The organism is Pseudomonas sp. CFBP 5748, from assembly GCF_053850495.1.
Genome location: NZ_JBSPTN010000002.1, coordinates 13,437 through 26,293, shown reverse-complemented (window position 1 = coordinate 26,293; position 12,857 = coordinate 13,437). Strand labels below are relative to the sequence as shown.

Below are 12,857 nucleotides of genomic sequence, written 5' to 3'. Positions count from 1 at the left end.
AGCTGTTGCTCAAACGGGGAAAATGGCGTTGATCTGGCCGGTGCCGGAGCTGCCGAAAGGCTCGGTGATGATTTCGGCAGGCTTGTCGTAATCCGGCCCCCCGAGCAGCCCCAGAAGCATGGCGGTGTCATGCATCTTGCCTTCGCCGAAACAGTGTTCGGCGTAGTCCGGAAGCATGGCGCAGAACTCTTTCCAGCGGCCCTGGCGCCATAGCTCGACGACGTGCAGGTCGACTTGTTTGTCGAACTCGCGCGTCCAGTTATGGATATTGGCTTCGGCATTGCGATCGTCGGAGAACCGGTGCGACAGCGAGCCGGAGGCCAGCACCAGCACCTTGCGATCGCTTTTCTCGATGGCCCGGCGTACGGCGGCGCCAAAGGTGAAGCTGTCTTGCAGGCGGTGCCAGGCGCACCAGGCGGCAATCGACACAACGTTGAATTTCTGTTCTTGCGGGACGTCCATGTGCATGTAACGCATGGGCACCAGCGTGCCGTATTCCAGCTCCAGGCTCGGGATGTTGTGGGCCAGGGTGCGCACGTCGGCGGCATTGGCCTCGGCGGCGATCAACTCGCCCAGCTCCGGGGCACCCGAGTATTCGTACTCCATGTTCTTGATGAAGTGCGGCAGCTCGTTGCTGGTGTAGATGCCTTTGAATTGTTCGCCACTGTTGACGTGATAGGCGCTGTTGACCAGCCAATGCACGTCGAACACCACGGCGGTGTCGGCGCCCAGCTCACGGGCGCGGCGCCCGATTTCCTTGTGCCCGGCAATTGCCGCGGCGCGACAGCCGTGGTGCTTGCCGGGCAGCTCCGACAGGTACATCGAGGGAACGTGGCAGATTTTCGCAGCCAGGACGACTTCGCCCATGATGATTCTCCTGAAAAATTGTTCTTGTTGAGTACGAGCAATCGGTAAGTCACAGCTTGATGCTCTGGATGGCTCAAGCCCCTCGCCACAAGGTTAATCACCAGATTTTTTCTACAGTCATACGCCCCACCGCGGAATGTGATGACTGCCCATGGAGATGCAAACGTTCTTGATCTCGGCGAACACTTCAAAGCTGTACTGTCCACCTTCGCGGCCGGTTCCGGAACCCTTCACGCCGCCGAAAGGCTGGCGCAGGTCGCGCACGTTCTGGCTGTTGATGAACACCATGCCGGCCTCGATGCCATGGGCCAGGCGATGGGCTTTGCCGATGTCCTGGGTCCAGATGTACGACGCCAGGCCGTACTCGGTGTCGTTAGCCAGTTGCAAGGCTTCAGCTTCGTCCTTGAACGGGATCAGGCAGACCACCGGACCAAAGATTTCCTCCTGGGCGATGCGCATTTGGTTGTTCACGTCGGCGAACACCGTCGGCTGGATGAACTGGCCGCGACTCAGGTGGGCCGGCAGGTTGGCCGGACGTTCCAGGCCACCGGCCAGGAGGGTGGCGCCTTCTTCGATGCCGATCTTGATATAACCGGTGACCTTGTCGTAGTGGGCCTGGGTGATCATCGAGCCGACCTGGGTTTTCGGGTCCTGCGGATCGCCGACGATCAGGCGCTTGGCGCGGGCGGCGAACTCGGCGACGAACTGCGGGTAGACGCTTTCCTGGATGAAAATCCGGCTGCCGGCGGTGCAGCGTTCACCGTTGAGCGAGAAGATGGTGAACAGGGCCGCATCAAGGGCCCGCTCAAGGTCGGCGTCTTCGAAAATCAGCACCGGCGACTTGCCGCCCAGTTCCATCGAATACTTCTTCAACCCGGCGGTCTGCATGATTTTCTTGCCGGTGGCGGTGCCGCCGGTGAAGGAAATCGCCCGCACATCCGGGTGACGCACCAGCGCGTCGCCGGCCGTGGCACCGTAGCCCTGGATCACGTTCAAGACGCCGTTGGGAATGCCGGCCTCGACGGCCAGGCGACCCAGCTCGTTGGCGGTCAGGGGCGAGAGCTCGGACATTTTCAACACGGCGGTGTTGCCCAGGGCCAGGCAGGGCGCGGTCTTCCAGGTCGCGGTCATGAACGGCACGTTCCACGGCGATACCAGCCCACAGACGCCCACCGGTTGGTACAGGGTGTAGTTAAGCATCTGATCGTCGACCGGATACGTGTGACCGTCCATGCGGGTGCAGACTTCGGCGAAGAAATCGAAGTTGTGGGACGCCCGCGGGATCAGCACGTTCTTGGTCTGGTGGATCGGCAAGCCGGTGTCGAGGGTTTCCAGTTCGGCCAGTTTCGGCACGTTCTGCTCGATCAGCTCGCCGAGCTTGCGCATCAACCGGGCGCGCTCCTTGGCCGGCGTATTGGCCCACTTCGGGAAAGCGTCCTTGGCCGCCGCCACGGCCTGGGCAACTTCCTCGGCACCGCCACTGGCGACTTCGCCGATGGCTTCGCCGGTGGCCGGGTTGTAGTTGACGAAAACGTCTTTGCTTTCGACCTCGCGGCCGTTGATCCAGTGCTTGATCATGCTGCTCACGCCTCTTTACGGGATGCGAAGAACTCGGCTTCGCTGACAATGTGGTTGACCAGGCGGCCGACGCCTTCCACTTCCACGATCACTTCATCACCCGGCACGACGTCCGCCAGGCCTTCCGGCGTGCCGGTGGCGATCATGTCGCCGGGTTGCAGGGTCATGAAGCTGGACAGGTATTCGATCAGGTAGGGGATGTCGAAAATCATGTCCTTGGTGCTGCCTTCCTGGCGCAATTGGCCGTTGATCCAGGTGCGCAATTTCAGGTTGCTCGGGTCCGCTACATCCGTCACATCGACGATCCATGGGCCGACAGGCGTCGTCGCATCGCGATTTTTCACTCGCAGGTTGGGGCGGTAGTAGTTTTCCAGGTAGTCGCGGATCGCGTAGTCGTTGCACACGGTGTAGCCGGCCAGGTAGCCCAGCGCATCCTCGCGCTTGACGTTGCGCGCGGCTTTGCCGATGACCGCCACCAGCTCGCACTCGTAGTGCATGTAGGCGACGTTGTCGGGGCGCCAGGTCTCTTGGTTGTGGCCGGTGTAGGTGCCGGGCGACTTGATGAACACCAGGGGTTCGGTCGGCGGTTTGAACGCCAGTTCGGCGGCGTGGTCGGCGTAGTTCAGCCCGAGGGCGAACATGCTGCCGGTGGCCGGTGGCAGCCACTGGACCTGATCCTCGGTCAACAAGCGACCGTCAGCCAGGCGCACGGCATTGTGAGCTTCAACGGTGACGGCGTGGTTCTGTCCTTCAAAACGAATGCGCGCGTGTTTCATGAACGTGCTCCTGTTGCCTCGGCCACGACGGTATTGACGAGGCGGCCCAGGCCGCTGATTTCGACTTCGACGCGGTCGCCGGGTTGTACATCGACCCGCCCCTCGGGCGTGCCGGTGATCAGCACGTCGCCGGCGTGCAGGGTCATGAATTCGCTGATCTCGGCAATCAACTGGGGAATGTTGCGAACGAAGTTGGCGGTGTTGTTTTGCTGGCAAATCTCAGCGTTTACATACAGCGTGATTGCCAGGCTGTGGGGATCGGCAACGTTGGCACTCGGCACCAGTTCCGGGCCGATGACGCAGAAGCCGTCCCGGCACTTGGCCTTGACGGCGGGGCGGTAGTAGCTGTCTTCCGGCAGGCTGAATTCATTGACGACCGTGTAGCCGGCCACGTAGTCCAGTGCCTCGGCGGCGCTGACGCGACTGGCCGATTTACCCATCACCACCCCCAGCGCCGGTCCCGCTTGCAGCCGTTCGCCGTGGCCAGGATGAACCACCTCGGCACCATGGCGGTTACGGGTGTTGGGCGTCTTGATGAACAACACCGGCTTGATCGGTGGCTTCTGGTAGGGCGGTTGCTCGAACTCGGCGAGGCGCTGCTTCAGCAGCCCTTGAAAGTTCAGCGCGACCCCGAACAGGGTGCCGGTCGCGACGTCATGCAGGGCACGGCTCATGCTTGTCTCCTGGCAGTGGCAGAGTGATGAGGGCTCTGCACATATTGTTAATGTGTTAACAGTTATAATTAAGATGTTAACTATCGTCAAGCGTGGCAAAATGGCCGGGCGCTGGTTGCCTTGCCAAATTGGGTGCAGGATGAGCGCGAGCAGGTGCCTGAATCAGAATAAAAATGAGTACTGCGTGATGACCGACCGCCAGCCGATCCCGAACATCAACATTGGTCAGGTGTACGACCAGCGCTACAGCGACGCCGAGGTGCATTACGACCGGCTCGCCAACCTGGCGGGTTTTTTCGGGCGCAACATGCCGGTGCATCGTCACGATCGGTTTTTCCAGGTGCACTACGTCAAGACCGGTACTGTGCGGGTGTATCTGGACGATCAGCAGTACGTCGAATCCGGGCCGATGTTCTTTCTCACGCCGCCGACCATCCCCCATTCCTTCGTGACTGAGGCCGACAGTGATGGGCATGTGCTGACGGTGCGCCAGCAACTGGTGTGGCAGTTGATCGACGCCGATCCAAGCCTGGCGCCAGCCGGTGTGCAGTTGCCGGCAACCTGCGTTGCGCTGGCGCAATTGGGGCCTGGGCAGGCGGGGGAGGTGCGGCGGTTGGAATACCTGTTCGAGGAATTGAGCGAGGAGGTGACGGCCGGGCGCCCGGGGCGTAGCGCGGCACTCGACGCTTTGACGCGACTGATCATGATCAGCCTGCTGCGCTTGTGCTCCAATTCCCTGGAGGCCAGGCCGGCCCGGCATGAAGACCTGAAGATCTTTCACCGCTTCAATGAGCTGATCGAGGCTCATTACCTGCAACATTGGCCACTGTCGCGTTACGCCGAGGGCATCGGCGTCACCGAGGCGCGCCTCAACGATGTCTGCCGACGTATTGCCGACCTGCCTTCCAAGCGGTTGATCATGGAGCGGCTGATGCAGGAGGCCAAGCGACTGCTGTTATTCACCGGCAGTTCAGTCAACGAAATCTGCTACCAGCTTGGATTCAAGGACCCGGCTTATTTCAGTCGGTTTTTCCAGCGTTACTCGCAACTCACTCCTGGGGAGTATCGTCAGCGGCAATCGGGGTTGCGCTGATTGGTGGCGAGGGGGATTGCTCCCACAGAATCCCCTTCCACAGTGACATAGCGTGGCCATGCTTCTTGCAGCAACCTGGCGGCAACACTAAGCTGCCGACTCGCCCATCCAAACAGTCCGAACATGGCCACCCCGAGACCTTCACTGACCTTGACCTTGTTGCAAGCCCGCGAAGCGGCCATGGCGTTTTTTCGCCCGGCGTTGAACCAGCATGACCTCACGGAACAGCAATGGCGGGTGATCCGCATCCTGCATCAGCAAGGAGAGCTGGAAAGCCACCAGCTCGCCCACCAGGCCTGCATACTCAAGCCGAGTATGACCGGCGTGCTCAGCCGGCTGGAGCGCGATGGCCTGGTGCGGCGACAGAAGTCGAGCCAGGATCAGCGTCGGGTCTTCGTCGGCCTGACCGAACGCGGCCAGCAGTGCTTTGTGTCGATGAGTGAGGGAATGGAAAGCAACTATCGGCGGATTGAAGAGCAGTTTGGCGAGGAAAAAATGCAGCAACTGCTGGCTCTGCTCAATGAGCTGAAAAACATCAAGCCTTGATCAAGGATTGGCCAAGGATTGCTTCAACTGCTTCACCAACTCGGGCGTCATGTAATGCGGCCCGTCGAACAGGTAGAGCGGATAGCCGTCATAGGCTGCCAATTGCGGCGTGAGTTCGGCCACGGTGGCTGAGCGGAAGCCACCGCCGTATTTAGGGCGGAAGGCTTCGACGATGATCCGCACGCGATCCTTGCCCAGTCGATCTCGCAAGGCATCGGCGTAGTCGCGGGCCACCGGGGCGGTGCGCGCGTAGACGCCGACGCCGTCCTGGAAAAACACTCCGATGTCGTTCGGCAACCACTGTTTGAGCCAATCGGCGGTGGCGGCAGGGCCGATATTGGCGCCGTCGTAGACGCTGATCCATAGCGGGCGTGGCAGTTTGGCCAGCAAGGCCGGCAGCTCGGTGGCACGTGCCCAACTGGGATCGACTTCGGCGGGAAAATACCAACCGGTGACATGCAGCGGCGTCGGCAACCCGGCGATGCGTTCCGACAGCGCAGCCAGTTGCTCGATGTTGTCCCGGGTGCGGTTCTCGCTGAAATAGCCGGCCAGTCCGAGGATGACATCCTGGGCCCAAGGCGTCTTGGCGATGCGCGCCCAGTCCGGCAACACCGGAACGCTGGTCAAGCCGGTGCCGGGCACGAAGGCCTGGTCGTCCACCACCGTCCATTGCACCAGCAGTTCATGCACCCCCAGTTCTTCCCAATTGCCGCTGATGCCGACGGTCTGGTTATCCGGCTGCCAGACGATGCCGACGAGGTTCGGTGCCGCAGTGGTAGTCATTATGTAGTACGTCCCTGTACCTGCGCCGAGGAACGCGGCCAGTAGCAGCACCGCGCCGATCTTGCGACTGACGAATTTGGCGAAGCTTTTCAAGCACGCCCCTTGCTGGTGCAGTGTAGTCGTGACTCGGCCAGGCGAGCCGCCTTTCGTACCCGTGCGTCGAATATCACGTCAGCGTCCTCAATAGGAGTAGGTCAGGCGGGCAAACACGCCTTTGGCGCGGTCCTCGCCAAACACCCTGGCCCGGTACTGCAGGGAAAAGTCCACGTAGGAGCGCGGCGCATTGTAGGCGTCTTCGCGGAACCAATAGCGCACGTTGTTCCCGACCCCGATCCCCCCGGCGTCGCCGGACGAGAAGTCGCCGTTGGAGCCGCTCTTCATCTTCGAATCGTAGTCGATCGCTGCCACGACATGGGGGAAGGTCACCCAGCGTGATCCAGTGCCGCCGATGGCATAGCTGCGACCCACTTGCCATTCGCTGTTGAAGTAGTTGCGCGAGTCATTGATGTAATGACCGACTTCGGCATACAACTGCGAAGTCCACCAGCTCGGCACATCAACCCGCAGGTCGGTGCCGATACTCGAGCCGTAGCCCAGGCGCACCAGCCAGTCGCCGTCGACATTGGAAGACCCGAGAGGGAAGGTCCGTTCAAGGGCGGCCATGATGTTGACGGAGCTGAAGGGTTTGACCCGCACGCCGAGCGCCCCTTGCAAGGCATCCGCGCCGGTGTCCGAGTCGCTGTTCTTGCTCCACAAGGTGTCGGTGATGCGCCCGTAGAGTTCGACAAAACGGGCGTTGCGATAACCCAACGGGCGCCAGGACAGTTCGGTGCTGTTTTGCAGCAGGTCGTTGCTTTCGCTGCCACTGCTGCTATTGGTGCTCGGCGCGCCGCTCAGACCACTGGAGCCGCGATAGCTGGTGGTGCTGGTCAGGCCCATGGCGCGCGAAACGTCACCCACGGTACGACGGGTATCGAACAGTTGTTGCGCGGACATCGGCGTTTCTGCGGTTTTTTGCCCATCGATGACGCGCTTGAAATACGCCACCGCTTCGTCGTCTTCGTGGACACGCATGGCATTGTAGGCAGCGTCCTGGGCCGCCGCCGACGGCAGTGGGGTGGCAGCATCGGCCTTGCGGAACGCGGCATGGGCTGCCCCATCGTCGCCGGCCCGAACCCGATCATAAGCGAGCTGTAGATCACTCACCGGTGCCAACGCGCCGGTGTTACCCGAGAGGGCGCAGGTCAGGCCGTAGGTGCTTTCCTGACACTCCAGGGCGGGTGGCGAAGATTGGGCCAGCGCAGAGCGCAGGTCGCGAACTTCCCTTGCCGACAGGCCAGCAAGGGACTGGGCTCGGTTCAGATCGTCCTGGGCTGCCTGCGTTTTGCCCTGGCGATTACGGGCATAGCTGCGCAATACCCAAGGGGCGGCGTGACGGTCGTCCACGGCCAACGCGTCTGACGCGGCCTGTTCGGCAGCGGGGTAATCCTTGGCCGAGAGCAGGGCGCTGATAAGTAGTTGCTGGTTGGCGGAAACTTCCGGAGCCCAGGCTACGGCTTTGCGCGCCCGGTCCACGGCCAGGGCCGCATTGCCTTGTTCCAGGGCGCGGTAGCCTTGGGTCGCCAGCGGTACGGCCAGTTGGCGACGGATCGTTTTGCGCCGCATCAGCAAGGTCGCGTCGTTGGCGAAGGTGCCCAGGGCATCGCTGACGGCCTGATCGGCGTCTTCCAGATGTTGCTGACGCTCCAGGGAGTCGACCAGCAACAACCGATAATCGCGACGACGGGGCGCTTGGGCGATGGCCTTGCGGGCCGATTGCGCGGCCAGGCCGAATTGCTCGCGATCATAGGCCTTGAAGCCCTGGGACGCCGCCGCGAAACCCGGTGAAGCGGCGGCGCGGGAAGAGGCGGCGCGCCGGGGTTGGTCGCGCAGTTTCTTGTCCCGTTCGGCCAACTCAATCAACGTGTTCAGGCGTGGCACGTCGGCGCGCTGGCGCAGGGCTTCGCGCGCCTTGGCGATGGCCAGGTCGTAGTCCTTGCGCTCGTAGGCGCTGTAGGCCTCGTTGGCGGCGCTGTAGGCCGGACCGGTCAGCGGCAGTGGCAACGTCTCGGCGGGCGCAAGCGCCGGGATCAGGCTCAGCCCCGTGGCCAAGAGGGTCAAAAAGGGGCGGTTCATGCCGGAAGCTCCGTCGGGTAGAGGCTGTGCTGGCGTGCCACCACCTGTTCGATAGTCGCCCGGGGCAGCACGCCGCTGTCGACCAGGTAATCGCCGATCCGACCGTGGTGCTGCGGCCGATACTGCAACATGGCGCGGCTGAACTGATCACGATCGAGCAAGCCCATTTCGATCAACAAATCACCCAACAGCGGCGCACTGGCATTCGGTACGGCATGGCCGTTGCGTTCCGGCAATCGGCGCAACAGCGCGAGAATTTCACTTTCCCTGGCGATCAATTGCACCGGTTCGCTGCCCAATTCGGCGCTGACCTGCTGCAGGCCTTCGTCGGAAAGCGGGTTGGCGACGGCGATCTGTTCACGACCTTCGCCATTGGGTCCCAAGGGAATGGCCCGCCAGCGCAACGCAAACTCGCTGGTCAGTGATGAGGTTGAGGTAGCGGCTTTTTCGGCCACGTCGAAGACCCGGGGCAGGTCATTCTGGAATGCGATGGCTTCGGCCAGGGTTTCATCGTCCAGCCAGCCGTTATTCAGCAAAATCCGTCCCAGTGGCACGTTGCGCGACTGTTGTTCATCCAGGGCGCTCTGCAGGTGGGTGTCGGTAATGGCCTGCCACGACAGCAGCACGCTGCCCAATCGGCGCGGTGCGATGGCAACCAGGTCGGTGGAAGGGAAGTCATGCATGGTCTTGTCCCAGACCAGCTTGCGATTCATCACCTTGCCCACCAAAAACATGCGCCAGGCCCGGGAGGCCGCCATGAAGTTGACGAAATTGCCCACCAGCATGCGCGGGATCGACAGCAAGCCGTGCTGCCAGCCGTACAACACGGTGGTGAAGTAGTAGCGGTGCAGGATTCTCCAGGCCAGCGCAATGCCGTTGGCCACCAGCAGGTATTTGATCACGCTGTTGGTTTCAAACGGCGTTGGGAAACTGATGTCCCACCAGCCACTGTTGCGCAGGATAATCAGGCCCAGCAGTTGCACCAGGATCACGTAGGCGATGATGCTGATGAACGCTGTCACTACGCCCTTGCGGTCGCGAAACAGCAGGTATCGGTTGGCTAGCGAGCCATTCCAGCCCATCTGTTCCCAGCCTTGCAGGCCGATGCCGAGGGTCCAGCGGGCTTTTTGTCGAAACGCGGTGCGGAAGGTGTCGGGGAAAAATTCACGCACGCACAGAGGCATCGTCAGGGTCGATTCGTAGGGCTTGCGGAACCAGGATTTGCGCAGCACCCGGAACTGCACCGGAAAACGCACGAATATCGCGTTCATGCCAACCTTGGACAGCCGCGCGCCGACGTCGTAGTCCTCGGTGAGGCTGTCGGTGTTGAACGGCTGATTTTTGGTTTCACCGGCCAATACCTGCAGGGCACGATGGGAGAAACAGGTACCGACGCCGGCCGAGGGCACGGTGTCGGTCATGCTTTCACGCACCACCAGATCCTTGCCATGCCATTCGGCGAACTCGTCCATGTAGACACCCGCCACCCATTCGTACCAATTGCGCTCCAGCGATACCACTGGCAGTTGGATCATGTCCTTGCGCGGCAACAGGTAGTTGAATAGACGCAGTTCAAGCGGATGCAGCACGTCCTCGCTGTCGTGCAGGACGACGCCGGCGAAGGTCATGCCATGGGTTTTCTCGTGCAGGAAAATCGCCTGGATCACCCAGTTCAAGCAGTCGGCCTTGCAGGTCGGCCCGGCATGGGGCACTTCCACGCGGTGCAACTGTTTGTAGCGTCGCCGCATCCGCTCGACTTCGTCGATGGTGCGCTGGTCGTTGATGTAGGTGCCGACGAAGACCACGTAGTTCTGGTAGTCGAGCGTCGAGACCATGTTTTCGATCATCGGCGCGATGACGTCGTATTCCAGCCAGGCCGGCACCATGATCGCCAGGGGCTGTTCGTCCCGGGCCAACAGTTGCTCGACGGTCAGCGGCCGGTATTTACGGCCCACGGTAAACTTGCGGTACAGGCGGCGAGACCAGTACCACAGGTCAATGATCAGATCGTCCAGGCTGGAGATCAGGATCAGTACCGCGACCACGATGGTCGCGGCTTCCAGGTAGTTGTAGTAGTGGGCCAGCCAATAGGGCCAATAAAGCGACGTCATCGAAGGTTACCGTTACTGGCGATTGCGACGGGCGCTACGGCCAGCCAGCAACAAGAGGAGAAACAGGATAATGGCGCCTGGAATCAGCCAAAGCAGCGAAGGTTTGCGCCAGGCATCCAGGCCTTTGGGTTCTTCCCGGCCGATCAACTGGCTGCCGCTCGGATCCTGGATATCGAGGATCGCCACGGCACCGCTGTCACCCAGGATCGCCACGTCGCCACGGGTCAGCACGATCGGTTTGGCCAGGCTTGGTGGCTGGCTGCCCAGGGTTCGATAGACCAGGCCGTACTGGCCCGAGCTCTGCACCACTTGCAGTGACGCCAATTGGTCGAGGCGCTGCACATCCAGCATCACCTGGTCCTTATGGTTGATGCGCAGGTGACCCTGCTCATCGACCTGCACCGATTCCTTGGTGTCCTTGAGTGGCAGTTCGAAGGCCAGGAAGGCTTTATCCGGGCTGACGACGGCTTTTGGATCGGTGCTGACCTTCAACTGCGCGCGCAGCGGCGATACACCGGATGCATCGGCCACCGAGATCACTTGGGCCAGGCTGCTGGCCGGATGGTCGAGGTACGCTTGGGGAACGAGCAGTTGGGTGTCTACAGCGAAGCGTGCGGCGATACCGGAAAAATCGTCATCCAACGAGGTTTTTTCCAGCACGATATGGCTGGTTGGCAGGACCGACACCGGGAAAGCCTGCGGGGTTTCCAGGCAGCGGTCGCTGACCGGCTGACGTTGGAAGGAGACGCGCAAGACGTTTTTCGAACTCAGGGCGTAGCGTGGGACATGCCCCTGGATGCGTTGCGGTTCACCGTCGGTGGTCAACTGCTGGGCACCGATCAGAAAGTCATTGAAGTACAGCGAGGCCACGGGCGGGGTGTGCGAAGCACCCGGCGCTGCGGAAATGTCCACCACCGCGGTCACGGGCAGGCGGCCGTCATACGCCACGCTGCCCAGGGGGAACGAGGTGCTCCAGTCGAAGCGCGAGGCCACGTCGAATGTGCCCGGGGCGCCGCCCAGCCGCGACAAGGCCACGCGGCCATCGTCGCTCAACGGCGTTTGGGCTTCGGTCACCGTCAACTGACGGCTGCGGGCCAGTTTGTTCCACGCCGAACCGAGCAAGGACAAGGCTTTGCCGGTCGCATCCGGGGCGATGATCAGTACCGGGCGAGCGCCCAGCAGTGCCAGGCGCACGTTGTCAGTGCCAGCGCTCGCCATGGCTGCGTTGACGTGCTGATCGCGCCATTGGGTCAATGCGCTGGCCGCTGTTGCGTCGACGCCCTGGACCTGATTCTGCAAGGCGTCCAGGGCCTGGTTGATGGCCTTGAGCAGTTGTGGGTCATTGATGGCCAGGTCGGCCTGTACATTCGGTGTCTGGCCGAGCATCAGCAGGGCGCCAATTTCGGCGGGGTTGGCCAGGGTGTGCTGGCCTTTGCCGTTGAGGCTGGCGAAGGCTGGAATGCTCAGCAGCTCGGCCGGGATCCGCAGACCGCTCAGGTCCACTTTGTCCTGCACGGCAGGGAAGGGCAGGATGCGGCTATGTTTGCCAATGCGCTCCAGGGCCACGCCCAATCGCCAGGCTGCATCATAGCTGCCGGCGGACAGCGAGCCCGGTGCGACCAGGATGCCGGGGTTGGTGGGCAGTGTCGTCCAGGCCGCGCCGACATCCTGCAGTTGGCTGGCGTCGTAGCTGTAGTTCAGGCGCGTGTCGGGTTGAATGCGCAACACGTTGCCGATGACTCGATCGTCTTCGCACAATGGTCGGGAGACGATCGAAGACCAGGCAATGCCCAGGCGCACCAGGCCGTTGTCACGCGGGGTCTTGTCTACGCCCAGCTTGACGCTGGCATCGCCCTGCGCCTCGCTGAGCCCTTCGGCACGCACCGGATAGCCGTCGAGCGACAGCAGCATGGTGTTGCGGCCGCCTTCACCATTGAGGTAACTGGCGTCCAGCTGCAGCGTCGCATCGTTGAGGGTTACGCCGGCAGGGACGGGCAAATACAGCTCGCGTCGAGCATCGCTGGCGCCCAGCAGGATCGGAGCCGTGATACCCAGATCCCGCAAGCGAATTTCGCGCTCCTGGCGGGTATCGGCGTTGAGTCGATGGATTGCCTGGGTGAGCGGGCTGTCCGCAGCCAGGGCAAAGGTTGGCATGAGCGCGAGCAGGCTCAGGCCACAGGCAAGGGCGCTGAGCGCGCCCGTAGAGATGGCAACGGAAGGCTTCATTCAGGCAAATCTCGATCTGATAAGGGTG

10 protein-coding genes are annotated in these 12,857 nt (G+C 62.0%); 2 read left to right on the top strand and 8 right to left on the bottom strand.

Features of this window, described 5'->3' with window-relative positions:
- Positions 1-9: 9 nt before the first annotated feature.
- From hpaD to ACWNZ1_RS04740, 4 genes are all read right to left on the bottom strand, one after another.
- The gene (gene hpaD / locus ACWNZ1_RS04755) at positions 10-867 is read right to left on the bottom strand and encodes a 3,4-dihydroxyphenylacetate 2,3-dioxygenase (protein ID WP_135845279.1); all 858 of its coding nucleotides are present in this window, start codon (positions 865-867) and stop codon (positions 10-12) included.
- A gap of 117 nt (positions 868-984) precedes the next feature.
- Positions 985-2,445: a 5-carboxymethyl-2-hydroxymuconate semialdehyde dehydrogenase gene (gene hpaE / locus ACWNZ1_RS04750; protein WP_135845280.1), complete on the bottom strand. Its 1,461-nt coding sequence runs from the start codon at positions 2,443-2,445 to the stop codon at positions 985-987.
- Between the two features lie 5 nt (positions 2,446-2,450).
- A complete protein-coding gene (locus ACWNZ1_RS04745) occupies positions 2,451-3,221 on the bottom strand; it encodes a fumarylacetoacetate hydrolase family protein (protein WP_135845281.1) in 771 nt (256 codons plus the stop codon).
- Positions 3,218-3,895 carry a fumarylacetoacetate hydrolase family protein gene (locus ACWNZ1_RS04740; protein ID WP_256452799.1) on the bottom strand — a complete coding sequence of 226 codons (678 nt, stop codon included), beginning with the start codon at positions 3,893-3,895 and terminating at the stop codon, positions 3,218-3,220. The genes ACWNZ1_RS04745 and ACWNZ1_RS04740 overlap by 4 nt, the downstream gene beginning before the upstream one ends.
- Before the next feature lie 187 nt (positions 3,896-4,082).
- On the opposite strand from ACWNZ1_RS04740, the gene hpaA reads away from it, so the two are divergent.
- A complete protein-coding gene (gene hpaA, locus ACWNZ1_RS04735) occupies positions 4,083-4,988 on the top strand; it encodes a 4-hydroxyphenylacetate catabolism regulatory protein HpaA (RefSeq protein WP_135845283.1) in 906 nt (301 codons plus the stop codon).
- Between the two features lie 123 nt (positions 4,989-5,111).
- A complete protein-coding gene (hpaR, locus tag ACWNZ1_RS04730) occupies positions 5,112-5,534 on the top strand; it encodes a homoprotocatechuate degradation operon regulator HpaR (protein ID WP_135845284.1) in 423 nt (140 codons plus the stop codon).
- On the opposite strand, the gene ACWNZ1_RS04725 is transcribed toward hpaR, so the two are convergent.
- The 4 genes from ACWNZ1_RS04725 to ACWNZ1_RS04710 form a co-directional block, all read right to left on the bottom strand.
- The gene (locus ACWNZ1_RS04725; RefSeq protein WP_238346755.1) at positions 5,535-6,317 is read right to left on the bottom strand and encodes an alpha-amylase family protein; all 783 of its coding nucleotides are present in this window, start codon (positions 6,315-6,317) and stop codon (positions 5,535-5,537) included. It lies immediately after the preceding gene.
- A 180-nt stretch (positions 6,318-6,497) separates the two neighbouring features.
- Positions 6,498-8,492 carry an NfrA family protein gene (locus ACWNZ1_RS04720; RefSeq protein ID WP_256452800.1) on the bottom strand — a complete coding sequence of 665 codons (1,995 nt, stop codon included), beginning with the start codon at positions 8,490-8,492 and terminating at the stop codon, positions 6,498-6,500.
- A complete protein-coding gene (locus ACWNZ1_RS04715; RefSeq protein ID WP_135845287.1) occupies positions 8,489-10,603 on the bottom strand; it encodes a glycosyl transferase family protein in 2,115 nt (704 codons plus the stop codon). The genes ACWNZ1_RS04720 and ACWNZ1_RS04715 overlap by 4 nt, the downstream gene beginning before the upstream one ends.
- A gap of 12 nt (positions 10,604-10,615) precedes the next feature.
- The gene (locus tag ACWNZ1_RS04710; protein ID WP_280944917.1) at positions 10,616-12,829 is read right to left on the bottom strand and encodes a hypothetical protein; all 2,214 of its coding nucleotides are present in this window, start codon (positions 12,827-12,829) and stop codon (positions 10,616-10,618) included.
- Between the last annotated feature and the right edge of the window lie 28 nt (positions 12,830-12,857).